Here is a 24,481-nt window from a genome sequence, read left to right on the forward strand (position 1 = left end):
CTCAATCTCACCAAATAAACTGTCTATTTTTAGAGGCCGTTTATCTTTATAATGGAAGCGTTGCTTATCACGTTGTTGCATAATTTCTTCGTCATATTCCTCTAGTATGCAGGTCATCACACTTGAGAAGGTTTCCTGTAACTTCCTCCAAACTAGCTGTTCAAGTTCTTTTAAAGTTGGGTATTCTGTGTTATTCTTTTGCATAGGGTTTCTCCTTTGAATCGGGTTTTTGTCGACTATGATTCTACCAAGGAGAGACCCTTTTTTCATGCATTTTGCTTAAACCCTACCGCGCTTTCGCTTGGTGGCCTGCTCAACCAGGTAATGAACTTCCATTACCTGGTTGAGCAGGTTGTTTCTTCTCCCACAAACATTTTACTCATACGAACCAAAAGAATGGCCCTATTGTTCCCCATGAAGCTGCTCGTCCATATATTCTTGATAACGACGATGCACCGTTGCTTTCGAGACATTAAATCCAAGACCTTGTAGTGTTAAGGCAATTTCATGAAACGTTAGGTTTTTCTGACGAAGGCGAACGATCTCCTTGATCGGCAGTTCCTTTCGTTCTCTCCCACCAGAAACACCTTGTTTTATATTCCGTTCGGGACGATAGCCATTTTTGACGGCTTGTTTCATTCCTCGCTTGATTTTTTTGTTATGAAGCTTACGCTGATACTCTTCCACGATCGCTACAATGTCAAGGACCATTTCATCTGCTTCTGATAGCCGAAGCTCCCCCTGATCACGAATCGTATAGATGGAGACACCTAATTTTCGTAACTGATGTAACAAAGCTATCTTCGAATGCCCTCGTGCAAGCCTTGTATCATCTTGACAAAGAAGGATATCAGCTTGCCCGCGTTGGAAAGCATCTATGCATTCTAACAATACAGGCCTGTCTAGAGAAAAGCCACTTGCTCGCTCTTCCAATGTAGCAACGACTTCTAGCGCATGTTTATTTGCAAGGGTGAGAAGCTCATGCTTTTGCCGAGCTAAGGACGTTTCTTGGCTCGTCTTTTCTGTGCTGACACGACAATAAATAATGGCTTTCAATGGACATCATCAACCTATCTACTCTTAGTCATTATGCATAATCGATTCATAGACGACAGATCCTTGACCGTGAAGGTTCTCGTGTTGCTCCTCTTGTTCGTACGAGAACATAGAGGTAGAAGCAGGATCGCTATCATCAGCAAATATAAGCGTTCCGTACATCAATAATAACGTAATAAGTGCAACAACTAACAATGAAATTTCTTGGCCAGATAAACGTCTAAGCATAGAGAATCACCTCATAAGAATGTTTGTTCCCCTTTATCATAAACAAGAACACTTGTTTGTGTCAACAATAAATTAGAACTTATGTTTGCATTACATATGTTCGCATGGTATAATTTAGTCAGTATAGGAAAGAAAAGAGAGGTGCCCCACCTTGTCAAAGCTATCTAGAAGACAGCAAGAAATTTTAGATTATATCAAAGAAGAAGTTCGAGCCAAAGGATACCCTCCCTCTGTTCGCGAAATTGGCGAAGCCGTTGGACTAGCTTCAAGCTCTACTGTTCATGGCCATTTATCTAGGCTAGAGAAAAAAGGGTACATTCGTCGCGACCCAACGAAGCCTCGCGCGATCGAAGTGCTAGACTTAGAGAATTTGGCATCTGAAACGACTGAAGCGAAAGCTACGTATATCCCTGTCGTCGGGAAAGTTACTGCCGGATTGCCAATTACAGCTGTTGAGAATGTGGAAGAATATTTCCCACTACCTGAACAATTAACAGCCAACGACAACACATATGCACTGCGAATTCAAGGGGACAGCATGATCGAGGCCGGCATCTTTGATGGAGATCTTGTCATTGTGCGACAACAGCAAACGGCCGATAACGGTGATATCATTGTTGCCATGACAGAAGAAGACGAGGCTACCGTTAAAAGATTCTTCCGCGAAAAAGATTACATCCGTCTTCAACCGGAAAACTCAACAATGGAACCTATTATTTTGACATCTTGTACGATCTTAGGAAAAGTTATAGGCGTATTTCGTACCATCCATTAACTTGTCCTGCCACCAATCTATGCAACGTTCTATTTGTTTATAACCCATTACACTAGAAAAAGCTCAAGGGCCCTCCTTGAGCTTTACTATTTAATTTGACTAGTACAATCGTGCTGAAGCTAAAGAAGACACAGCGATTGCCGAACCTTTAAAGGGCAGCAAATCCGTAGTTGTTCTTATACTTAACAGCTATTGTAAGCAAAAAAACACGCCAATGGTTCATGCCATTGACGTTGCTTCTTACTGTTTTTACACAAAAATTGACTTGGCTTTAATCCGCGTTAGCTTTACATCTTGAATTATTATTCAAATTTATTGGCATCTCCTTCAAACGGTTCATCTGCTACGCGAATGGAATCGGTAGGGCAGCCTTCAAGGGCATCTTCCATGTCTTCGATCAAATCTTCTGGTACTTCGGCAACCCCTTCGTTATCGTCTAAAATGACGTATGCCAATCCTTCGTCATCATAATCATAAACATCTGGAGCAGCTGCGCCACAAGCTCCACATGCAATACAGGTCTCCTTATCCACAATCGTATACTTTGCCATTTCGATTTCCCTCCCAAGGTTGTTGTGTTCTATCTATTTATAAAAGGTAGGAACAACCATTCACTTAATATTCCGACTTTTCCGTCGGTAAGTAAAGGTGTCCCGAAAAACCAATCACTTTTTGAAAGACCTCTTGAAGTGACTTCACCTCAAGAGGCCTCAGGAATTACATTCATACGTTTGCATGTACTGCTCACGTCCCTATAAGTGTATCCTGAGTGCAGGACAAGTTTCCTCATTCATAGAATACTCTTGCACAGTGGCCTTTTCATTTTTTGTACGTGCCTTAGGTGATAACTACATGTTACACAACATAAATACCCTTATCAATAAATAATTATTCACTAGAGCAATGTGTCGTCAACCCTCGTGTTATAAGATCTAACATTATAGTTAAGCCTTATCCTGGTATTTTACATACCAATTTATTTATGTTGTACGCTAGTGTTCAATCATCTTTCATACCCATCCTTAAAACCTTACAATCCTAAAAAACCTTAGCGATAAAGCCCTTACAAGAATGTGATAAAATCTATAGTCGATTATTTTAAAATTTTTCCCTTAAAGTCTTAACTTCTCTAAAAAATAGGACACCTAGTCAGGTATCCTTGTTTGCTCTTTTACCGCATATAATGCACTTTTCTGTATAGTAGTCATATCTATGTTTACCTTTGACCTTGCAATCGAACCAATACTTAACCCGTTTCAAGTCTTGCATCAGCTCCTTAAGGTTTATTACTTTCATTCTACCTATTATTTTACCTAGATGTAGATAATTTATTTCATTTATCTGAAAAAATTGTTATTCTTGATCACCATCCGATAAGCTATTTTAACAAAATCACCTATGTTTCTAGACTTCATCAAGCTTCATAATTGAAAGCCATCGTTTATCTCTTTTCAGGCTCCTATTAAAGGTAAACCATTTTATAAAGTAATAAAACCCCCGAAGCCTATCGCTTCAAGGGTTTCATAGATTAATAGGTTTGCATGTACTGGTCTCGCTCCCATGGGTGCACTTGGGTGCGGAACATATCCCATTCGATTTCTTTGGCTTCGACAAAGTGCTCCACGGCATGCTCTCCGATCGCTTCGACTAGCACGTCATTTTTCAGGAAGTTGTCGACTGCTTCTTTTAGTGTTGATGGTAAGTCACGAATTCCCTCTTCATCACGCTCTTCCTTGCTCATCACGTAAATGTTACGGTCTGTTGCTGCCGGTGGTGTAAGCTTGCGTTTGATGCCATCAAGACCAGCTGCTAGCATTGCTGCCATTGCAAGGTAAGGATTAGCGGCTGGATCTGGGCTACGAACTTCGATTCGCGTGCTTAAGCCGCGAGAAGATGGAATCCGAACGAGAGGGCTCCGGTTGCGCATCGACCAAGCAACATAAACAGGTGCCTCATAGCCTGGGACAAGGCGCTTATAAGAGTTCACAATTGGATTCGTAATCGCTGTAAAACTGTCGGCATGTTTTAAAATGCCTGCTAAAAATTGCATCGCGGTTCCGCTCAACTGGCTTTCGGTTGATTCGTCAAAGAACGCATTTTCTTTCCCGCGGAACAAGGACATGTTGCAGTGCATCCCTGAACCATTGACGCCGAAAAGTGGTTTTGGCATAAACGTGGCATGCAAGCCGTGTTTGCGAGCAATTGTTTTAACGACAAGCTTGAACGTTTGAATGTTATCACATGTCGTCACAGCGTCTGCATATTTAAAGTCGATCTCATGCTGGCCTGGGGCCACTTCATGGTGGGAAGCTTCAATTTCAAAGCCCATATCCTCCAGCTCAAGCACAATATCGCGGCGGCAGTTTTCCCCTAAGTCCGTCGGTGCGAGGTCAAAATAGCCTCCCTTATCGTTTAACTCAAGCGTTGGCTCTCCTGATTCATCATTTTTAAAAAGGAAAAACTCTGGCTCTGGACCGATGTTAAATGCTGTGAAACCGAGCGCTTCTGCTTCTTTTAGGACCCGCTTCAAAATGCCACGAGGATCACCTAAGAATGGTTTTGGTTCTTCTCCAGGCTTTCCAGGTTGGTAGACATCACAAATCAGACGCGCAACCTTTCCTTTTTCCGGTGTCCAAGGGAAGATGACCCACGTATCTAAATCCGGGTACAAATACATGTCTGATTCCTCAATTCGAACAAACCCCTCGATGGATGAGCCATCAAACATCATTTTGTTGTCAAGGGCTTTTGGCAATTGATCAACCGGGATTTCCACATTTTTAATCGTCCCTAGTAAATCAGTAAATTGAAGTCGGATAAAACGAACGTTATCTTCTTGGGAAATGCGCAAAATGTCTTCTCTCGTAAACTTTGCCATTCGTAGGTATCCCCTTTCCTGCACTTTTCATAATAAATCGAAATTTCCGAGTATAATCCTAGCATCCTTTTGCCATCACTCGTCTTTTTTCGATCAACTTTACTACAAGTCTACTTGAAGGGTATCGATCTGTCAAATATATGTAAGATAATCTGACATAGTAATTAATCTAACAAACTTTTTTTACTAGAATCTATCAAAGGATAAACGCCTTCTTAATTCAATCAAGAAGGCGTTCCCTTTGTTTCCAGGCTAAGCATTTCATCTGCAGCTTGCATGACGGCTAGCTTTACGTGCTCGTATGTGAGCCCACCTTGAACGTACGCAATGTAAGGCGGTCGAACAGGTCCATCCGCCGTTAACTCGATGCTCGCCCCTTGAATAAATGTACCTGCTGCCATGATGACAGGATCTTCATAGCCCGGCATCGAACTTGGCTGTGGGGTGACGTGGGCATCGATCGGTGATGCCGCCTGAATCGCTTGGCAGAAAGCGATCATCTTCTCACGATCAGGAAACTGAACGGACTGAATTAAATCTGTCCGCTGTTCGTCGTAACGAGGGCTCGTCCTCATCCCTAGTTCGTCTAAAAATGCTGCAGTGAAATGAGCGCCTTTCACGGCTTGACTCACAACATGAGGAGCAAGAAACAGACCTTGAAACATTTCAAGAAGACTGTATAAGGTTGCTCCTCCCTCGGTACCAATTCCCGGTGCAGCTAAACGGTAGGATGCTTGCTTCACATAGGGTGCTTTACCAGCGACATAGCCACCAGTTTTAACGATCCCACCGCCCGGATTTTTAATAAGCGAACCAGCGATAACATCCACCCCAACGTGGCAAGGCTCTTTCGCCTCAACAAACTCACCGTAACAATTGTCCACAAACACAATGACATTCGGGTTGATTCCTTTGACAAACTGAGCCATTTGTTCGATTTCATTAATAGAAAACGAAGGACGGTCGGCGTATCCTTTCGATCGTTGAATCCCAATGACTTTCGTCCGCTCATTCATCGCTGCCTTAACCGCAGCTTTGTCCACCTTTTGTTCGGCAGTAAGGGGAACGGCATGATACGTGATGCCAAAATCTTTTAACGAGCCCCCTCCCTCTTCGCCGCGAATGCCGATCACTTCCTCAAGGGTATCGTATGGCTTTCCTGTTATGTACAGAAGTTCGTCACCTGGACGCAACAAGCCGAATAGAACGGTAGCAATTGCATGGGTGCCTGAGATGATTTGTGGACGGACGAGGGCTGTTTCGGCCCCGAAAACATCCGCGTACACCGCTTCAAGGGTTTCCCGGCCAAGATCATCGTAACCATAGCCGGTAGATGGGGTGAAATGGTGTTCTGAAACTTGCTTTCGCTTGAATGCATCAAGTACTCTTTTTTGATTCACTAGCGCTATATGTTCCACATGCTCTACATTTGATACTATTTTTTGTTCTGCGTTTCTTTTTGCTTTTTCGATGGTTTCGTGGTGTTTCCAAGTTGTGATCATACTCGCACTCCTATCCTTCTAATCCAACAGTTGCTCGGCCCACGCATGATTAGGGTGGACATATCCTTTTACTTGATAGCATTCCCGATCTTCGTCCCACTTCATTTCCGTCATGATCGTTTCTCGCCGTAGCTTGGCCAGCTTATTCCCTTCATCACTAGCCAATTCGGTTACGTATGGGGTAAACAAATCCACTAACGTCCGTTCGATCATCTGCCGTAACCGTTGAATGTCTTCTCGTTTATGAGCTGACATTTCGATGCCGTTTTGCTGATGAACGGGAATGATTGGGAGGTTCGGTTTGTCTACCTTATTATAGACAACTAGCATCCGGGACTGGTCGACCTCCAATTGGTGTAATAATTCTGAGACGGTTTCCATATGTGCTTGCAGTTGTTCGCTGGAGCGGTCGACCACATGAAGCAACAAGTCAGCATGCTTCACTTCTTCAAGCGTGGAACGAAACGCCGCCACTAATGTTGTCGGTAATTGGTTAATGAATCCGACGGTATCGGAGAGAATGACTTCCATCCCGCTTGGCAGACGCATTTTTCTTGTCATTGGGTCAAGTGTCGCAAACAGCAAATCTTCCTCGTAAGAGTCGGATGCGGTTAAACGGTTTAATAAGGTTGACTTTCCGGCATTCGTATAACCAACAAGGGCGATCCGAAACGTTTGATTCCGCTCTCGCCGCGCTCGGTACCGATCACGGTGCTTCACGGTATGCTTTAACTGTTTATCAATGTCAGCCATTCGTTTTCGAATGTGACGCCGATCCGTTTCAAGCTTCGTTTCCCCAGGGCCCCTCGTCCCAATACCCCCGCCGAGCCGTGACAATCCTTGCCCTTGACCGACAATACGTGGAAGCAAGTAATTTAATTGGGCTAGCTCCACTTGTAGCTTTCCTTCGCGCGATTTCGCTCGGCCAGCAAAAATATCTAAAATAAGCTGTGTCCGATCAATGACACGAACCCCTAAGCGATTGGTCAAATTGCGTACCTGGCTTCCCGACAGTTCTCCATTTACAATCACAAGATCGGCTTCCTGTTCTTCCATTTTTATCGCTAGTTCATCAAGCTTCCCCCGACCAATGTACGTTGCCGGTTCAATAGCTTCTCGCTTTTGCGTCAGCCGATCAATGACTGTTCCTTGAGCTGTAAGCGTCAATGCTTCAAGTTCTTCTAGGGATACCTCAAATTGCTCATCGGTCATGTTAGGAAGCTGACATGCCACTAAGAAAACCCGTTCCGCATTTGTTTCCTTTAAATGTTCCAACCGTTTTCCTCAATCCTTTCCAATAGTCACTGAAGTGATCATACAAAATCATAAGGCTAAGCGCAACCGCTCAGCCCCAATCTTTTTTGGCTATGGTTTTACATTCGAGGATTCAAAATGAAAGTCCTCTGCCTTTAACAATAAAAGCGCCTCTCTAGAATAGGACCCTTCCTGTAGTAAACGTACCGCCTGCCTACGAATCGCCTCCTCGATCATGTTCCGAATGTAACGTCCGTTGCTGAACGTTCTCCCTTCATATTGGCGCACTTTCGTGACATGCTCACGAATGAGATGTTGCGCCCGTTTCGTCAATTGGTATTCTCGCTCCTTCACCATGTTCTTCACAATTTGCATAAGCTGATCAGTCGTGTAATTAGGAAAATCCATCGCAATTGGAAAGCGGGACGGCAATCCTGGATTTAACGATAAAAAATAATCCATTTCATCTGAGTAGCCTGCCAAAATAAGAACGAATTCGTGCTGCTGGTCTTCCATCGCCTTTACGAGCGTATCAATCGCTTCCTTACCAAAATCTTTTTCCCCACCGCGAGCCAAAGAATAGGCTTCATCGACAAATAGGACTCCGCCTTGGGCTTTTTTAATTAATTCACGGGTTTTTTGCGCTGTATGTCCAATGTATTCCCCCACTAAGTCTGCCCGCTCCGCTTCAATGAGCTGCCCTTTCGAGAGGACATTCATGTCGCGAAAAAAACGGGCGATTAACCGAGCCACCGTTGTTTTTCCTGTGCCAGGGTTTCCTTTAAAAATCATGTGTAGCGCTTGTTTAGACGCCTTTAACCCTTGCTCTGTTCGGCATTGATTAATATAAATCCATGCATAGACTTCTTTAATTAATCGCTTGACCTCATCTAGCCCTACATATTTTTTAAGTTCTCGCTCCATTTTTTCAAGTACGTAATGCTTTTCCCGCTCTTCTTCTGAATGGAAAAAGGTTTCTTCTTCCATTTTGTTCGGTTTATTGTGTAAAATGACGTTAATACGTCCTTTCACAGATGATGAGGAAGGTGTTTGACTCAATGATGTTTCACCCCTTCTCTACGAAGCTAACGAACAATGCTAGACAGATTTATAAACGTCCCTTCTATAACTATACGCAAAACGCCCAAATTTGTGACAAACGTCTAGTCGATTTTCTACATTGGCTCAAAATGTGTCTGTTTCGAAGGGAGATGACGATGGATAACAAAATGGATGCTCTTATCGAACCGTTCCTCCTGTCCCTTGAAATGAAAGGACGCACAGCAGGTACAGTGCGTCGCTATCGCTATGACCTACTTGACTTTTTTCACTGGATGCAGGCAGAAGAGAAGGAGATTTCATTACAAGAGTGGAAGGAGCTCACGCCAGAGGAGCTGCACGAATTTTTTACGGAGCTAGGTGGAAAACGGAACTACAGCACACGAACGATTCGTCGAATTCATTCGGTGCTCCAGCAATTTGCCTTTTATTATCAGCCTCAAGGAGGTACCTCATCCCATGCGATTCACACGATCGACAAACCTGATTTATTCGTTACACCGCTCAAGGAAAATGATTGGGTTCGGAAGGAGGAATTCGAATCGTTATGTGAAACCATTCAATCTCTTGATGGCTTGACTGAGCGACAGCGGGAGGTTCGGCCAAAACTAATGAAACGGAACCTCCTAGTCGTACGCCTCTTTTACAACTATGGTCTCTCCCTTCAAGAAGTCGCTTCCTTATCAATGATCGATCTCCAGTTCGCAAAACGAACCGTGACAGTGGCAGAAGGGAAACGTGAGCAACGCACCCTTTCATTAGCAGAGGCAGACGGGAGGCTCGCATTTGATTATTGGCAGACCATCCCTAAGCCTGTCCGGCCGAGACTCCACTCGCAAGATGCGTTTTTTGTTGCCTTTGATTTTCAACGAAAAACGTATCGTTGGTCTTATGAAGGGGATGAGCCGAAGCAGTGGACAGAGATCGGCATTCAAAAAATGTTACGCCAAGACGCTTCACGAGCTGGGCTTCGGAAAAAAGTTTGCGCCCAGCATTTACGGAACTCATTCATTCTCTCACAACTGGCAAGTGGGACAAGTGAAGAAACGATTCGCCGAATGCTCGGGTTCACGAGCCCCTTATCGTTACGCCGTTATGTCAAAACACTTGAAACATTTCACGATCGAAAAAGCTGACCTCCTATGCGGAGAGTCAGCTTAATTTCTGTCACGATGGTTCATTTTCGGTTTTCATTTGCACATTGCGCTGCGGTGCGAACGTGGAAATCGCATGCTTATACACAAGTTGTTGCTTTCCTTCGGTCTCAAGGATCACAGTGAAGTTATCAAAACCTTTCACCAGTCCACGGAGCTGAAAACCATTGAGCAAGAAAACGGTGACAGGTATGTTTTCTTTGCGTAGCTGGTTTAAAAAGTGATCTTGGATATTTACCGATGATTTCATTTTCGACAGTCCCCCTCTTCTTCGCTACGTTTTCTATTTCGATTTTTCTTCTAGCTTTCCTGCTATGAAATTGTGAATTTCCATAATTTTTTTGTCAAAATCGACATCGGTCATATCGAACCATGTCACATTTGCTTTATTTCGAAACCACGTTAGCTGACGCTTCGCGTAACGGCGAGAATTTCGCTTTAATGTGTCAATCGCTTCTTCCAGCGTCACGTTCCCGTCTAAGTAATCGTACATTTCTTTATAGCCAATCGCTTGCACCGATTGACAATCTCTGATTCCACGGTCGTACAGCTTTTTTGCTTCGTCTATTAATCCTTCTTCAACCATTTGATCAACCCTGCGATTGATACGATCATACAAAACGTCACGCTCCATCGTCAAACCGATCATGACGAGGTTATACGGAGAAGGGGTTTCCTCTTCATGACGCGCCTGCTCTGTCACCGTCTTTCCGGTAAGTTTGATAATTTCCAACGCTCGGATCACGCGGCGATAATTGTTCGGATGAATGGCAGCTGCTGCCTTTGGATCTACTTTAGACAATTTGTCGTGCAATGCTTGAACCCCATAGCTGCTTACAAAGGCTTCAAGTTCGTGCCGATAGTCTTCGTCTGCACGAATGTCACCGAGATTGAATTGATGGATGACGGCATTCACATACAAGCCCGTTCCACCGACAAGAAACGGAAGCCTGCCCCGTTCATGAATTTCCGTAATGAGCGGCGTGGCTAAATCTTGAAAGTCAGCTACAGAAAACGACTCGCTCGGATCTTTAATATCGATTAAATGATGAGGCACACCGTCCATTTCTTCGGCTGTGATTTTCGCTGTGCCAATGTCCATGCCGCGATACACTTGCATGGAATCACCGCTGATCACTTCACCGTTCAATCGTTTGGCAAGCATGACACTCGTCTTCGTTTTTCCAACAGCTGTCGGTCCTACGATGGCTACTAGCTTTTCTTTCATCATCTTCTCCCTTTTCTTCCATTTACAAACCTATCAAGATGAAACTTTTTACTTTTCGATATAGCCATAATGAAAGGCAGCTTGTTTTCGGCGAATGACATGGAAGCCTAAAGCTTCAAAACGCTCGCTCTGCCAGTGGTCTTTCAGCACGACCCGCCTTCTTGCTACCCGCAACGCATCGGCGATAGCCTCACGAGAAAGATCATCATATAAGGCGTGTAGCTTCATTCCTGCCATCCCTGCTGAAGCAATCGTCTGCTCAAACATCGGATCGAAGTAAACGACATCGAACGATTCATTCGCTAGTGTATGTAAAATTTCGCGGTGGCTCCCGTGAATGACCTTGATCGAGCGAAGGGCAGAAATAAAGGCGGCAGGTCCTTCGCTCCATGTTCGCATCCCTTGCTGTACGAGATAAGCGAGGGGCAGGCTCCCCTCAATCCCAACTACAGTTCCTGTTTCTCCAACCACCACTTTTGCTAGCGTGCTATCCGCTCCAAGACCGAGTGTACAATCGAGAAAAGTATCGCCTACTCGTAGCTGTGCTGCATCGATTAGCGGATCATGCCCGGTTTTCTGCCATTGCTTCACGCGCACCATCGCCCCATTTGGATGATAGAAAAACGGCTCCACTGAACCTTGACGATAGAGGACATCTCGCTCTTCTCCGACGATAACCATATCTTGTTGGTACGTGTGCATTAACGTTTCAATGGAGCGTCGCTTACGCTTAACGTACGTTCCCTTTAACGCCTCTGCGTAAACGCGCCCCTTCTTTTCAAGGGTTTCTTCTTTTTTTAACCCTGTTGTGACAATCATGACATTACATCACCCGTTTGAACATTTTCTCCATCTCATAGGTCGTGATTTGTACGATAATCGGGCGTCCGTGCGGGCACGTAAACGGATCGCTTGATTTCCGTAATGCCTCCAGTAATGCGTACATTTCATCATGGCGCAGATGGCGGTTTGCTTTAATCGCAGCTTTACATGACATGAGAATCGCTGCCTCTTCTCGAAGCTTCTTAATGTCAACCTTTCTTTTTTCCATTAACTGATCAATCATTTCCCGAATCGTTTCTTCCTCTAAGCCTTTAGGAAACCAAGTAGGGTGCTGACGAATCATAAATGTCTGCGGCCCGAACTCCTCGAAAAATAAGCCGACTTGCTTCAAATCTTCCAAGTGCTCTTCAATATACGCTGCTTCCTGTAATGTGCATTCCACCGTAATCGGCACAATCAGCTCTTGTAGCTCGTTTGTCACTTCTCCAACCTTCTCGCGAAAATATTCATACTTCATTCGCTCTTGAGCAGCATGCTGATCAATTATATACAAGCCTTGATCATTTTGTGCCAAAATATACGTTCCATGCATTTGTCCAATTGGATACATTGTCGGTACCCGATTCACAGGCAACGAGTTGGACGTTTCCTCTTCCATTGAAGCTTGTTCCATCGCACCCTTTGCACCGGCAGTCAGCTCAGCGGATGGGGGCTCCTTTTCAAGGGCAGGCTCAACGCTTGCCGATGCCTCACGGACCATATTTATTGATGGTAAATCATTTGATAGCTTTTTCTCCTCTTGGAAAAGAACATTTTTATCGATCGAAGAGCGTTGTTCATTTCCCTCATTACTCGAAGTACTTCCTCGGTCCTCGCTCGGTTTTGCTGATGTAAAATCGTCCAACGTAAAGGAGAGTTGTTCACTTTTTTGTTTTCCCCCTGTAGGCTTTGTTGCTTCTGGAATGAGCTGCTCCTTTTTAAAAGCACGCTCGATCGTCTCTGTCACTAACCGGCATAATTCTTCTTCTTTACTTACTCGAACTTCAAGCTTGGACGGGTGAACGTTCACATCGATCAGCTGCGGATCGAGCTCAATGTTGACGATTGCAATCGGATACCTACCGATGGGAAGCAACGTATGGAAACCTTGTTGAATCGCTTTCGAGAGAGCTACATTTCGAATGTATCGGCCGTTCACAAGTAGCGACATGTACTGTCTCGAAGCTCGAGTCACTTCCGGTTTTGCCGCAAATCCGCTCACCTTAAAATCAATCGTCTCCCCGCTTAACGGTACCATTTGTTTGGCGACCGTTCTTCCGTAAATCGCCGCAATCACTTGCAACTGATCGCCGTTTCCCGACGTACGCAACACATTCTTTCCGTTATGAAAAAGCTGGAACGATACATGAGGGTGGGCGAGGGCCAACCGATTGACCACATCACTAATATTCCCGAGCTCGGTATGAACGGTTTTGACGTATTTTAATCGGGCAGGTGTGTTGTAAAAGAGCTGTGTGACGGTTAAATCTGTCCCTTTTCCCATGGCGGTTGAACCGATTTTTTTAATCACACCGCCCTCTAAAACCATTTCTGTCCCTCCATCACCGCCAGTGCTCGTTTTGATCTGGACGTGAGAGACTGAAGCAATACTCGGTAGTGCCTCCCCGCGGAAGCCGAGCGTTGCGATTTGAAACAAATCTTTATCCGTCTTGATTTTACTTGTCGCATGACGGAAAAAGGCTGTTTCGACATCTTCTCTTTCAATCCCATCTCCATCATCAATGACGCGAATGCGATCAAGTCCGCCAGCCTCTACTTCAATCGTAATTTTTTGGCTGTTGGCATCAAGGGCATTTTCCACTAACTCTTTGACGACAGACGCAGGGCGTTCGACAACTTCCCCTGCAGCAATTTTATTGGAGAGATGATCATCGAGCTTAATGATCTTCGCCATTTCCTCACCTCCTTGACCGCTAACGTAATTTTTGCTGCCACTGATTTAATAAACGAATCGCCTCCAAAGGGGTCGTGTTTAGGACATCGACCGACTGAAGGTCATGTAGTACTGTTTTTTCCTCGTCCGATAACGGCTGTTTGTTCCCTTTGGGCTTGTACGCTTCCAACGGTTCTGGTTCAAACAAGGAAAGCTGCGTAGGCTCGTTAGTAGACGCTACTTCCTTCTCGGAAGCGACTATCTCCTTCTCCCCTTCAAGTTCAGCTAGTAGCGTTTCGGCCCGTTCGGTGACCACATTTGGCAATCCTGCAAGCTCTGCTACATAGATTCCATAGCTTCGATCGGCTTGTCCATCGACGACTTTATGCAAAAACACGACCGTTCCTTGCTCTTCCACTGCCGACACGTGAACATTTTTTACGTCAGAAAGCTCCTTTTCAAGAGCTGTTAACTCGTGATAATGGGTAGAAAACAGCGTTTTTGCACGAATTTCATCATGAATGTATTCAATGATCGCTTGGGCGAGTGCCATTCCATCATAGGTGGAGGTGCCGCGACCAATTTCATCGAGCAGGATGAGGCTGTTTTGTGTCGCCTTTTGTAGCGCATATTTTGTTTCTAGCATTTCCACCATGAACGTGCTTTGTCCGCTAGCTAAGTCATCCGCTGCCCCAATTCTCGTAAACACTTGGTCAAAGATCGGCAGCCTCGCTTCATCCGCAGGAACAAAGCAACCGATTTGTCCCATGATCGCAATTAACGCAAGCTGGCGCATGTACGTGCTTTTCCCCGCCATATTGGGCCCTGTAATGAGGAGAATGCTTCGTCCATCTTTCATATCTACGTCATTGGCTACATATTCACCATTCGGAATTACACGCTCGACAACTGGATGGCGTCCTCCTTTAATGGCAATCGCCCGATCCTCTTGAAGTGCTGGCCTCACGTAATGATGGGTTTCGCTGACGGTTGCAAACCCTTGAATGACATCGAGCTCGCTAATCATTTGGGCGAGCGCTTGCAACGGTCGAATGTAGTCCTTCACTTGCTCACGGACTTGTAAAAATAAGTCGTATTCAAGCTGAACGATGGATTCCTCAGCGTTTAAGATGAGAGCTTCCTTTTCCTTTAACTCTGGGGTGACGTAGCGCTCGGCATTCGTGAGCGTTTGCTTCCGCTCGTAGCGTCCTTCCTCTAGTAGGTGTATGTTCGCTTTCGTCACTTCAATATAATAACCGAACACTTTGTTGTAGCCGATCTTTAACGATTTAATCCCAGTCGCTTCCCGTTCTTTTTGTTCAAGCTCTGCAATCCATGACTTCCCATTTCGACTTGCATCACGATATGTATCAAGCTCCTTGTGAAAACCATCACGGATCATCCCGCCTTCCTTAATCGAGACCGGAGGGTCATCGACTAAGCTATGCTCAAGCAAATCGACTAATGATTCACAGCGATCGATCGTTTGCAATCGCTCATTTACATCTTGATTACCGATTTTTTCTACAAGGGCAAAGATTGCCGGAATTCTCTGCAATGATTTGCGTAACTGAACGAGCTCCCTTGCATTGACATTTCCGTAGGCCACTTTTCCGACGAGTCGTTCTAAATCATAAACATGGCGTAGCTCATCACGCAGTTCTTCCCGCTCAAAATAATGATCAAGGAACGATTGAACTAGCCCTTGTCTCCGCTCGATTTCTTTCTTCGAGAGCAGTGGACGTTCAACCCATTGCTTCAACAGCCGCCCCCCCATGGCCGTCACCGTTTCATCCACAGCCCAAAGAAGGGAACCCTTTTTCTTTTTTTCCCGCAACGTTTCCACTAGCTCTAGGTTCCGTCTAGAATGAAGATCGATTTTCATCACTTCATTTGGTGGATCATATTGAACAGGCTGTAAATGCTCAAGCGAACGCTTTTGCGTCCGTAACAAATACTGCAAAAGTCGGCCAAATGCTCGCAGCAACTTTGGTTGTTCCACGTTTTCACATAGGGATTCGTAACCTTTTGGCAGGTCCTCTGCCTCTTCCTCAGACAAAGTGACCGAGAGCGATTGACGCAAACGGTGAGCGTCTTCTTCAGTCCAGCCTGGACTCAGGACGACCTCCTTTATGCTTGAAGAAGCAAGTTCATGGAACAAATCATCCTGTTCACTTACAAGACTAACCCTGCTTTCACCTGTCGTTAAATCGGCGCGAGCGATGCCATAGCTCCGATCTTCAAACCTCGTTACCGCGCATAAAAAATTGTTCTCCTTTTCAACAATTAATTTCCCGTCCATGATTGTACCAGGGGTGATCAGCTTAATCACTTCACGCTTCACTACACCTTTGGCATTCTTTGGGTCTTCTACTTGCTCACAAATCGCAATTTTATACCCTTTCTCGAGCAGACGAGAAATGTAATGATCGGCCGAATGGTATGGAACGCCGCACATCGGGATACGTTCCTCCCCTTTTCCTCTACCCGTTAGCGTTATTTCTAGTTCCTGTGCAGCCTTAACAGCGTCATCTAAAAAAAGTTCGTAGAAATCACCTAAACGGAAAAATAAAAAGGCATCTTTGTATTGTGCCTTGATCTCTAAATATTGCTTCATCATAGGAGTTTGTAGTGCCATTGGTTCTCGTTCACCGTCCCTTTTTGTTCGCTCCCATTATATCATAAGGAAACGAGATCCGCCCAGCAAAGGGTGAAGATCTCTTTACGTCACACGATGAAATACCATCATCACTTGCCTGAATTTTTCTCGTTTTTAGTCTCTAAAAATAAAAAGCTAGGAACTCAGCTTCCTAGCTCAATCGATTTATTCTTCTAGCTCCCCTTGTAAGAAGTTTGGATCGAGATCCTCGAACTCATCTTCCGTCAATTCTAGCTCTTCAGTGGACTCAGGGATTTCTTCAATAATCCCATCTGGATTAACTGCCACAGCTACTTTCGTTTCCCCAATGCATTCTACAACAAATTCACGCTCCACTTGAACATCCACGTGGACACCACTCTCAGCAATCGTGGCTTCAAGTGTGTTCGGCTGTTGAATCGGTCTGGCCACTACGTCCATTTCTTTTGATAGCACATTCTCATCCCGCATCGTTAACGGAATAATGTCCGTGTAGCTCACCGTTTGAGTCGCCACATCGGTTTTTGTATTATTTTTGTAAGAGAACCAAACATTAATGTCATAGCTGCCTTGCACTTCGACATTTTCACCCTTCTTATCCGCGCTGTATTTGTGGTTAATAATCCAGCAGCCTAAAATACTTGAAGGCTTTTCGGAAGGGCTGATTTTGTGACTTGCTTGAGAAAACTTGCGACCTTTACCACATACTGCTTTCGTAATGATCTCCCTGTAATTTAGCCCATCGGACATTGGTTAAAACCCTCCTCATTCTCAAATCAAAACCTGGCGTGTCGGCACTCGCCTATCACCTGCGAAAATCTACACTCCCATCCTATGCGGGGCAAATGACTAGTGTGCAGAAAAAGAAAGAAAAGAATTCGATTCAAGCTCTGTCTGTAACACGATATGTAACGGGAAGCCTGTTTAGTACTGAAATTTCTTATGTTTTCCTCCACTTTGATAAACAGAGACGGTCTCTTTCTTCATTTGAAGAGCTATTGATCTTCTCTCCTTTGCACATGTTTATAAAACGTTTTGATCTTAATGACGAATACAAGGGAATCACGTCTTTATATGGATGCATACTGCTGGTGCTGCATCCGCCAGAGGCTTGCAAAGCTACAAAAAACACCCTGCCTAGCTGTTGGCTAAACAGGGGGCAAAATTAGCACTTCTCCTTACCACACCCATCATCGATGAGCGGATTTTTCGTTGTCGTTCCTCGAAGCAAGTCGCCTCCCATGGAGGTGATGATATGATCGGTTACCGTTTTGGAAATGGTCATCGATACGAGTTGCAACAGCTCGTTCACATCCATCTGGCTCTGTTTAAACTCTTGTACGAGCGGTATTGCATCAATTTCGCTTTGTAGCTCGTCGATTTTCGCTTCCACTTCTTTTAATGCCTCTTTTTTTCCATAGTGCTGTAGGTTCACTGCTTCTTTTTGATATTTTTTTATTTCGGCAATGACCTCTTGCACGCGGAGATGTTCGTTAATTTGCTTCTCAGCACGCTTAAAAAAGTCAACTTCTTCTGTTTCTGCGATCATTAACGCAAGTTCTCTTGCCCTTTGCTTAATATCATCTCTTGTATATTTCGCCGACATTATCCATTCACCTCAGCCATTTCTACCATTTCTCCGTTGAGTGACCACGTTTTTGCTTCGGTCACTTTGACGTACACGATGTCACCGATAACCGACTTGGGTCCTTTAAAGTTGACAAGCCGATTGGTTCGTGTCCGTCCGGCTAAAATGTTCGGATCTTTTTTACTTTCACCTTCTACGAGCACTTCGACGACTTTGTCTTGGTATTCTAAGTTTTTTTGTGCGGAAATTTCGTTGACGAGGGCGTTCAATCGCGCTAATCGTTCCCGTTTCACTTCCATTGGAACGTTGTCCTTCATTTTCGCCGCTGGCGTTCCTTCACGCGGTGAATAAATGTAGGTGAAGGCACTGTCAAATTCAATTTCCCTCACGAGGCTTAGCGTATCTTCAAACTGTTCGTCCGTTTCGTTCGGGAAGCCAACAATTAAATCGGTCGTAAACGACGCATTCGGAATAGCCCGTTTAATTTTTTGTGCCAATTCCACGTATTGCTCTCGCGTATATTTGCGCGCCATCAGTTTTAAAATCTCTGAGTTTCCATGTTGCACTGGGAGATGGATATGCTCCACAAGATTGCCACCTTTGGCAAGAACCTCGATCAAATGATCATCGAAATCACGAGGATGACTTGTCGTAAATCGAACGCGCGGGATGTCAATTTTACGAATTTCATCCATTAAATCCCCAAGACCATAGTCAAGATCAGCTAAATCTTTTCCATATGCGTTGACGTTTTGACCGAGAAGCGTGATTTCCTTATAGCCTTGGCGGGCCAAGTCACGCACTTCCTGGATAATATCCTCCGGTCTCCGGCTCCGCTCTTTCCCCCGCGTATACGGAACGATACAGTACGTACAGAACTTATCACAGCCGTACATAATGTTGACCCATGCTTGTGTTTTTCCTTCACGAGCACGTGGCATATTTTCGACGATGTCGCCTTCCTTTGACCACACTTCAATAATCATTTCTTTGCCAAAGAGGGCATTGCGTAGAAGGTGGGGTAAGCGATGAATGTTGTGCGTCCCGAAAATCATATCAATGTGTTGGTGCTTTTGCATGATTCGATTGACGACGCCCTCCTCTTGGGACATACAGCCACATACTCCAATGACGAGCTCCGGCTTTTCCCGCTTTAGCTGCTTTAAGTTTCCAATTTCACCGAACACTTTGTTTTCTGCATTTTCACGGATCGCACATGTATTAATTAAAATGACGTCTGCATCTGTCGTTTCATCGGTCGCTTCAAAGCCCATCTCTTTAAGCATACCCGCCATATTTTCCGAATCGTGTATATTCATTTGACAACCATACGTGCGAACAAGAAATTTCTTCCCGGCCCCGATTGTTTTCATATCTTCAGGGATTAAATCGTCCGGGCGGAGCACTTTCACTTCTTCTTTTCCACGACGCTTGCCTTGCTTATAGTCTGGCTGGTCGAAGATCGAGATTTCCCGTCCTGCAATTTTAATGACTTTTTTTCCATCTTCTTCGCTTACGACTTTGGCGTTGGAAAAGTCAAAGTATTTGCTGTAATCCTTCGTTGCCGATCCAGCTTCTTTCGTGCTGACTGCATCCGTGTTTCCATTCCGTCCAAGGCGTTGTTCTTCATTCATTGGACATGCTCCTTTCTATAGTAAAACGAGTCATCGTCTCCTTTGAAACAATGATTCACGTAAAAAAGCAAATGCTCAAGTTTCAATTATAACGCCATCATCTGACAAACTCAATGCTCTCCGCCCGAAATCTCAAGAAATCGACATGAACTAGGAATAGGTTGCTATTTTAAAGTGTAAACAAAAACAACCACTCCGCTGTGTGAGTGGTTGCCTTCTGCTTACATAAATTCTCCGACGAGTTCTTTAAATTTCCCTTCATCAATCGTTAAATCTTGATCGGCTAATGGTTTCTCATCATAACCGGCAATGAGATCTTGATAGGACGGTTGTTTATCGTTTTGGTAAATGAGGCCTGTGACTAAACCGTTGTGCTCCATTAACGTTTGCATCGCAACCATCCGGTTCTGAGGATCATAGCCTTCAAGATCGGATAGTTTCGTCAAGTTTTCCTTAAACCAGTCATACGTGTTCACCTTGTTGAACGTGACACATGGACTGAAGACGTTAATGAGGGAAAATCCATTATGGTTAATGCCTTTCTCAATGAGTGCCGTTAATTCTTTTAAATCACTAGAGAAGCTTTGTGCCACGAATGTAGCCCCTGCAGTTAAAGCCATCTCCATGACGTTTAGCGCTGATTCGACAGATCCACTTGGCGTACTTTTCGTCTTAAATCCGACATCGCTTCGCGGAGACGTTTGTCCTTTTGTTAATCCGTAAATTTGGTTATCCATAACAATGTACGTAATGTTAATGTTGCGTCTGATCGCATGCACTGTATGGCCCATTCCGATCGCAAAACCGTCTCCATCTCCCCCTGAAGCAATGACCGTTAAATCACGATTTGCCATCTTCACACCTTGAGCGATCGGAAGAACACGCCCGTGGACGCCGTGGAATCCATAAGCGTTAATGTAACCAGAAATCCGTCCAGAACAACCAATTCCAGAAATGACCGCGAGCTGATCAGGTTCAAGCCCTACGTTAGCGGCTGCACGCTGGATTGCTGCTTGAACAGAAAAATCTCCACAACCTGGACACCAGTTTGGCTTGACTTTATTTCGAAAATCTTTAAACGTCGCCAATTAGATCAACTCCTTGCAAGTTTGATAGATTTCACCTGGTAAAAACGGATTCCCGTCGTATCTCAAAACATTCTCGATTGCTTTCACGTCACAGTTCATTTTGATGAGGCTCGCAAGTTGAGCTGTCGCGTTATGTTCGACGACAACTACTTTTTTCGCCTTTGTTAAATATGGCTGCAGTTCATGCTTCGGAAACGGGTGAACGAGACGAATATGGGCATGGTTGACACGAATGCTGTCGGCTTCTAACCGAGGAATCGCCTCTTCTATCGCCCCTCTCGTTGAGTTGATGCCAATCACTAATAAATCTGGCTCTTCGTGCGGCGCATGGATGTGAACAGGGGTTGGAAAACGTTCTGGCAACGCTTCAACCTTTCGAAGCCGCTTTTCCATTTGTTCTATACGATTCGTCGCACTCTCTGACGGCTTCCCTGTTTGATCGTGCTCAACACCTGTTACGTGGTGAATTCCATTTTTTTGCCCTGGGAGAACACGAGGAGAGACGCCAGTTTCCGTTAATTCATAGCGCTTGTAATATTCGCCTTTTTCTTGTTCAGTTAACTGGTCCTCGTTTTGCAATGACCCGCGACGAATTTCCACCTTGCTGAAATCGAGCGGCTCGACTGTCTGCTTTCCGAGGGATAAAGCCAAATCTGTTACGAGGATAACTGGACACTGGTACTCTTCTGCTATGTTAAAGGCCTCGACCGTATCATAAAAGGCCTCCTCAACCGTACTTGGAGCCATTACAACTTTCGGAATATCTCCGTGGGTGCTATAAATCATTGCCATCAGATCAGATTGCTCTTGTTTTGTCGGTAATCCAGTACTTGGGCCCCCGCGCTGCGTATCGACAATCACAAGCGGCGTTTCCGTCATCCCTGACAAACCGATTGCTTCCGCCATGAGAGAAAGACCTGGTCCGGCAGATGCCGTGAAGGAACGCACGCCAGCATAGTTAGCGCCTATAGCCATCGTACATGCAGCAATCTCATCTTCCGTTTGAATGACCGCTCCACCGAATTCCGGAAGTTTTTTAATTAAGTATTCCATGATCTCTGATGCAGGGGTGATTGGATATGCCGCCATAAATCGGCTACCAGCAGCAACTGCCCCCATTCCGATCGCATCATTTCCAATCATAAACATCCGCTTTTTCCCGTCTGCTTCTTTCAGTTGTAGCTGATTGCCATTTTCCGCTTTTTCGATAAAGAAAGCCGCACCAGCTTTTAAAGCTTCCATGTTCTTTTCAACGACAGATGTACCTTTTCGCAAAAAGATCTCTTCGACCACTTCACGGAACACCTCTGGTTCGAGTCCAAGAAGGGCACTTGACGCACCGACGGCAACCATGTTTTTCATCAGTGATGTTCCTAACTCTGTCGCAATCTCAGTAAATGGCACCGCATATAGAGTAGCAGACGAACCTTCAGGAAGCTCAGGATTAAATTTAGCATCAGCGATGACGACCCCGCCTTCACGGAGTTCATGGACGTTCACATCGATCGTTTCTTGGTCAAATGCAACAAGAATATCTAAGTCATCAGAAATAGCGTTCAGCGGTTTTATTGAAACACGAATTTTATTGTTCGTGTGCCCCCCCTTAATCCGTGACGAAAAATGACGATAGCCGTACAAATAGTAGCCTAACCTGTTTAATGTTGTTGCAAAAATTTCTCCCGTACTCTCGATCCCTTCACCTTGTTGACCTCCAACTTTCCATGAAAGTTGCTCAAGCATGAATTCTCCACCCCTTTAGTAAAATTCAGCGTATGACCTTGTTGAAAAATTTCTCTTATTGTCATAGTTTATCATATTCCCGAGTAAACAACTAGAAATAGTACAAAATTTTTTGACAAATTGCCGAGACGCATGTATTCATGGTCTAAACGTATTTATCATAGATGGCATGGATAAAAAAAGCAAGAACGAATCGCCAGAAAAAACGCCTTGAAGGGAATTCTTTGTTCTACAACTCCTCGTTTTTCTGATGAAAAATCAAGGCACTACTGGGGTTAAACTGCTTTTACAGGAAGAACATTTATCTTTTCCTCGCGCACAAAAAATCAAAAAAATGTCGTCGTGCTTAGCGGTTGTTAATCCTTTACTCTCGTATACAAAAAAAAGCCTGCCTTCACAAGGAAGACAGACTTTTTTAAAAGGGTTACCGCGGTTCAACAATCAGCTTAATCGCTGTGCGCTCTTCACCATCTATTTCAATGTCAGTAAAGGCGGGAATACATACGAGGTCAATTCCACTAGGAGCTACAAATCCACGGGCAATGGCAATCGCTTTGATTGATTGGTTAAGTGCTCCTGCACCGATCGCTTGAATTTCCGCTGCACCTCGCTCACGGATGACTCCAGCTAGCGCTCCTGCAACAGAGTTAGGTGTAGATTTTGCTGAAACTTTTAATACTTCCATTCCTTGTACCTCCTCATCAAATGGATGATACCACTCTACTTACTAGTATTTCGAGATTGAGGACTTTATTCCTTAAAAATGTAAAGCAAGGCATTGACTAGAAATAGAATGGATGATCCTCGTTAATGAGAATCCGCTCAATCGATTTAGCTAAACCTGTTTTTGGGTCCAGTTCAATTACTACTCCACTTAATTGTTCCCGACCTTTTGCCACTTCAAACCTAACAGGCAAGTTTGTTAAAAATTTTTTTACAACCGCTTCCCGTTCCATACCCAAAACGCCGTCATAAGGCCCCGTCATCCCCACATCGCTCAAATAGGCAGTCCCTTTCGGTAAAATGCGCTCATCTGCTGTCTGAACATGGGTATGGGTACCGATGATCGCGGAGACGCGCCCGTCTAAATACCAGCCCATCGCTTGCTTCTCACTCGTTGCCTCCCCATGCATGTCCACGAAAATAAATGGCGTTCGCTTACGAATGTCATCAAGAGCCGTATCCATGGCCTGAAACGGACAGTCATTCGGTGACATGAACGTTCGGCCCATCACATTGACGACTGCTACTTCAATGGCATTTACTTTAATAAACGTGTAGCCCTGACCTGGGGTACCTTCTGGATAGTTGATCGGTCGTACTAAGGCAGGGGCTTGATCAATAAATTCAAAGATTTCTCGGTTATCCCAGCTATGATTGCCTAGCGTCACCGCTTGGGCACCCGCATCAAGAAAGGTTTTATAGATCTGCTCCGTGATTCCTCTGCCACCAGCAGCGTTCTCTCCGTTAATGATCGTAAGCGTCGGTTTGTATTTCTTTTTTAGTGGCCCAAGATAGTCTTTCACCATTTTTCGGCCTGGGGAGCCAACCACGTCCCCAATAAACATAAGTCTCATTCAAATGCTCCTTTTCTATCCCTCTAAGTTCCACCTTGTTTCTATCATAGTCGAATGACACCAAAGAGACAAGCGCCCTTACCGCTAGTCAGCGGATGAAGACAACGAAGATTAAGGTTCTTAGTCAAATGTTGGGGTGGCATAGGAGGGCGAGCCCCTCTTATCCTACCCCGAATGTCTGATGTTTGAATTGATGATGCAAGAGAATACGGTTTCGCAAGCGATCATAACGCCGAAAGCCAAAGGCGTTTCTCTTGATCACCTTCGTTTGATTATTCAGCCCTTCAATAAAACCATTGTTTAAGCCAAACGCGAAGCTATTCAAGATCTCGGTCTGCCAGTTCTTCAGCGTCTGAATGGCTCGGT

Annotated in this window: 23 protein-coding genes; 2 read left to right on the plus strand and 21 right to left on the minus strand. The window is 44.7% G+C overall.

What is annotated here, in order from left to right; genetic code table 11:
* From E2L07_RS16865 to E2L07_RS16875, 3 genes are all read right to left on the minus strand, one after another.
* Nucleotides 1-204 (minus strand): UPF0236 family transposase-like protein (locus tag E2L07_RS16865; protein WP_208401959.1); only part of this gene is annotated, 204 nt, incomplete at its 3' end.
* A gap of 198 nt (nucleotides 205-402) precedes the next feature.
* On the minus strand, nucleotides 403-1,056 hold the full coding sequence (locus tag E2L07_RS16870) for a YneB family resolvase-like protein (protein WP_010898508.1): 654 nt from the start codon (nucleotides 1,054-1,056) through the stop codon (nucleotides 403-405).
* Nucleotides 1,057-1,080: 24 nt separating this feature from the next.
* Entirely contained in the window at nucleotides 1,081-1,284 is a 204-nt protein-coding gene (locus tag E2L07_RS16875; RefSeq protein WP_010898509.1) for a hypothetical protein, read from the minus strand.
* 151 nt (nucleotides 1,285-1,435) lie between these two features.
* Between E2L07_RS16875 and lexA the strand changes: the two genes are divergently transcribed.
* Nucleotides 1,436-2,059 (plus strand): transcriptional repressor LexA, encoded by a 624-nt coding sequence (gene lexA / locus E2L07_RS16880; RefSeq protein WP_053430996.1) that lies wholly within the window; start codon nucleotides 1,436-1,438, stop codon nucleotides 2,057-2,059.
* A 302-nt stretch (nucleotides 2,060-2,361) separates the two neighbouring features.
* Here the strand turns inward: lexA and E2L07_RS16885 are convergent, their stop codons facing one another.
* The 5 genes from E2L07_RS16885 to spoVK form a co-directional block, all read right to left on the minus strand.
* Nucleotides 2,362-2,610 carry a ferredoxin gene (locus E2L07_RS16885; RefSeq protein ID WP_010898511.1) on the minus strand — a complete coding sequence of 83 codons (249 nt, stop codon included), beginning with the start codon at nucleotides 2,608-2,610 and terminating at the stop codon, nucleotides 2,362-2,364.
* Nucleotides 2,611-3,587: 977 nt separating this feature from the next.
* Nucleotides 3,588-4,937, minus strand: coding sequence for a type I glutamate--ammonia ligase (gene glnA / locus E2L07_RS16890; RefSeq protein ID WP_134230140.1), 1,350 nt, complete (start codon nucleotides 4,935-4,937; stop codon nucleotides 3,588-3,590).
* Between the two features lie 224 nt (nucleotides 4,938-5,161).
* Complete coding sequence (locus tag E2L07_RS16895) at nucleotides 5,162-6,439, minus strand: methionine gamma-lyase family protein (protein WP_053430994.1); 1,278 nt, start codon at nucleotides 6,437-6,439, stop codon at nucleotides 5,162-5,164.
* An 18-nt stretch (nucleotides 6,440-6,457) separates the two neighbouring features.
* Nucleotides 6,458-7,714, minus strand: coding sequence for a GTPase HflX (hflX, locus tag E2L07_RS16900; protein ID WP_134230141.1), 1,257 nt, complete (start codon nucleotides 7,712-7,714; stop codon nucleotides 6,458-6,460).
* Nucleotides 7,715-7,804: 90 nt separating this feature from the next.
* Nucleotides 7,805-8,752 carry a stage V sporulation protein K gene (gene spoVK, locus E2L07_RS16905; protein WP_053430993.1) on the minus strand — a complete coding sequence of 316 codons (948 nt, stop codon included), beginning with the start codon at nucleotides 8,750-8,752 and terminating at the stop codon, nucleotides 7,805-7,807.
* Nucleotides 8,753-8,910: 158 nt separating this feature from the next.
* Between spoVK and E2L07_RS16910 the strand changes: the two genes are divergently transcribed.
* Nucleotides 8,911-9,888 (plus strand): tyrosine-type recombinase/integrase, encoded by a 978-nt coding sequence (locus tag E2L07_RS16910; protein ID WP_166740109.1) that lies wholly within the window; start codon nucleotides 8,911-8,913, stop codon nucleotides 9,886-9,888.
* Nucleotides 9,889-9,919: 31 nt separating this feature from the next.
* Here the strand turns inward: E2L07_RS16910 and hfq are convergent, their stop codons facing one another.
* The 13 genes from hfq to E2L07_RS16975 form a co-directional block, all read right to left on the minus strand.
* Nucleotides 9,920-10,156 (minus strand): RNA chaperone Hfq, encoded by a 237-nt coding sequence (gene hfq, locus E2L07_RS16915; protein WP_010898519.1) that lies wholly within the window; start codon nucleotides 10,154-10,156, stop codon nucleotides 9,920-9,922.
* A gap of 33 nt (nucleotides 10,157-10,189) precedes the next feature.
* Complete coding sequence (miaA, locus tag E2L07_RS16920) at nucleotides 10,190-11,134, minus strand: tRNA (adenosine(37)-N6)-dimethylallyltransferase MiaA (RefSeq protein ID WP_053430991.1); 945 nt, start codon at nucleotides 11,132-11,134, stop codon at nucleotides 10,190-10,192.
* Nucleotides 11,135-11,182: 48 nt separating this feature from the next.
* Complete coding sequence (locus E2L07_RS16925; protein ID WP_134230143.1) at nucleotides 11,183-11,953, minus strand: class I SAM-dependent methyltransferase; 771 nt, start codon at nucleotides 11,951-11,953, stop codon at nucleotides 11,183-11,185.
* A 4-nt stretch (nucleotides 11,954-11,957) separates the two neighbouring features.
* Entirely contained in the window at nucleotides 11,958-13,871 is a 1,914-nt protein-coding gene (gene mutL / locus E2L07_RS16930) for a DNA mismatch repair endonuclease MutL (RefSeq protein WP_134230144.1), read from the minus strand.
* 19 nt (nucleotides 13,872-13,890) lie between these two features.
* On the minus strand, nucleotides 13,891-16,488 hold the full coding sequence (gene mutS, locus E2L07_RS16935) for a DNA mismatch repair protein MutS (protein ID WP_134230145.1): 2,598 nt from the start codon (nucleotides 16,486-16,488) through the stop codon (nucleotides 13,891-13,893).
* A 186-nt stretch (nucleotides 16,489-16,674) separates the two neighbouring features.
* Entirely contained in the window at nucleotides 16,675-17,238 is a 564-nt protein-coding gene (locus E2L07_RS16940) for an outer spore coat protein CotE (protein ID WP_010898524.1), read from the minus strand.
* 415 nt (nucleotides 17,239-17,653) lie between these two features.
* Entirely contained in the window at nucleotides 17,654-18,094 is a 441-nt protein-coding gene (locus E2L07_RS16945) for a YlbF/YmcA family competence regulator (RefSeq protein ID WP_134230146.1), read from the minus strand.
* Nucleotides 18,094-19,710: a tRNA (N6-isopentenyl adenosine(37)-C2)-methylthiotransferase MiaB gene (gene miaB / locus E2L07_RS16950; protein ID WP_053430987.1), complete on the minus strand. Its 1,617-nt coding sequence runs from the start codon at nucleotides 19,708-19,710 to the stop codon at nucleotides 18,094-18,096. Before miaB ends, E2L07_RS16945 begins: the two co-directional genes overlap by 1 nt.
* A 221-nt stretch (nucleotides 19,711-19,931) precedes the next feature.
* Nucleotides 19,932-20,798, minus strand: coding sequence for a 2-oxoacid:ferredoxin oxidoreductase subunit beta (locus tag E2L07_RS16955; RefSeq protein ID WP_053430986.1), 867 nt, complete (start codon nucleotides 20,796-20,798; stop codon nucleotides 19,932-19,934).
* Nucleotides 20,799-22,538 (minus strand): 2-oxoacid:acceptor oxidoreductase subunit alpha, encoded by a 1,740-nt coding sequence (locus E2L07_RS16960; RefSeq protein WP_134230147.1) that lies wholly within the window; start codon nucleotides 22,536-22,538, stop codon nucleotides 20,799-20,801.
* A 424-nt stretch (nucleotides 22,539-22,962) separates the two neighbouring features.
* On the minus strand, nucleotides 22,963-23,223 hold the full coding sequence (locus E2L07_RS16965; protein ID WP_010898529.1) for a stage V sporulation protein S: 261 nt from the start codon (nucleotides 23,221-23,223) through the stop codon (nucleotides 22,963-22,965).
* Between the two features lie 97 nt (nucleotides 23,224-23,320).
* Nucleotides 23,321-24,115, minus strand: coding sequence for a TIGR00282 family metallophosphoesterase (locus tag E2L07_RS16970; protein ID WP_010898530.1), 795 nt, complete (start codon nucleotides 24,113-24,115; stop codon nucleotides 23,321-23,323).
* Between the two features lie 160 nt (nucleotides 24,116-24,275).
* On the minus strand, nucleotides 24,276-24,481 hold a 206-nt coding region (locus E2L07_RS16975), incomplete at its 5' end, for a transposase (RefSeq protein ID WP_166740110.1).

Source organism: Halalkalibacterium halodurans (genome assembly GCF_004376175.1).
In the GTDB taxonomy this organism is placed as follows: domain Bacteria; phylum Bacillota; class Bacilli; order Bacillales; family Bacillaceae_D; genus Halalkalibacterium; species Halalkalibacterium halodurans.

Excerpts from the sequence above, each read along its gene's own strand:
- E2L07_RS16875 (WP_010898509.1), bottom strand. The coding sequence starts at position 1,284 with ATGCTTAGACGTTTATCTGGCCAAGAAATTTCATTGTTAGTTGTTGCA.
- E2L07_RS16885 (WP_010898511.1), bottom strand. The coding sequence starts at position 2,610 with ATGGCAAAGTATACGATTGTGGATAAGGAGACCTGTATTGCATGTGGA.
- glnA (WP_134230140.1), bottom strand. The coding sequence starts at position 4,937 with ATGGCAAAGTTTACGAGAGAAGACATTTTGCGCATTTCCCAAGAAGAT.
- E2L07_RS16895 (WP_053430994.1), bottom strand. The coding sequence starts at position 6,439 with ATGATCACAACTTGGAAACACCACGAAACCATCGAAAAAGCAAAAAGA.
- E2L07_RS16910 (WP_166740109.1), top strand. The coding sequence starts at position 8,911 with ATGGATAACAAAATGGATGCTCTTATCGAACCGTTCCTCCTGTCCCTT.
- hfq (WP_010898519.1), bottom strand. The coding sequence starts at position 10,156 with ATGAAATCATCGGTAAATATCCAAGATCACTTTTTAAACCAGCTACGC.
- miaA (WP_053430991.1), bottom strand. The coding sequence starts at position 11,134 with ATGAAAGAAAAGCTAGTAGCCATCGTAGGACCGACAGCTGTTGGAAAA.
- E2L07_RS16925 (WP_134230143.1), bottom strand. The coding sequence starts at position 11,953 with ATGATTGTCACAACAGGGTTAAAAAAAGAAGAAACCCTTGAAAAGAAG.
- mutL (WP_134230144.1), bottom strand. The coding sequence starts at position 13,871 with ATGGCGAAGATCATTAAGCTCGATGATCATCTCTCCAATAAAATTGCT.
- mutS (WP_134230145.1), bottom strand. The coding sequence starts at position 16,488 with ATGGCACTACAAACTCCTATGATGAAGCAATATTTAGAGATCAAGGCA.
- E2L07_RS16940 (WP_010898524.1), bottom strand. The coding sequence starts at position 17,238 with ATGTCCGATGGGCTAAATTACAGGGAGATCATTACGAAAGCAGTATGT.
- E2L07_RS16945 (WP_134230146.1), bottom strand. The coding sequence starts at position 18,094 with ATGTCGGCGAAATATACAAGAGATGATATTAAGCAAAGGGCAAGAGAA.
- miaB (WP_053430987.1), bottom strand. The coding sequence starts at position 19,710 with ATGAATGAAGAACAACGCCTTGGACGGAATGGAAACACGGATGCAGTC.
- E2L07_RS16960 (WP_134230147.1), bottom strand. The coding sequence starts at position 22,538 with ATGCTTGAGCAACTTTCATGGAAAGTTGGAGGTCAACAAGGTGAAGGG.
- E2L07_RS16965 (WP_010898529.1), bottom strand. The coding sequence starts at position 23,223 with ATGGAAGTATTAAAAGTTTCAGCAAAATCTACACCTAACTCTGTTGCA.
- E2L07_RS16970 (WP_010898530.1), bottom strand. The coding sequence starts at position 24,115 with ATGAGACTTATGTTTATTGGGGACGTGGTTGGCTCCCCAGGCCGAAAA.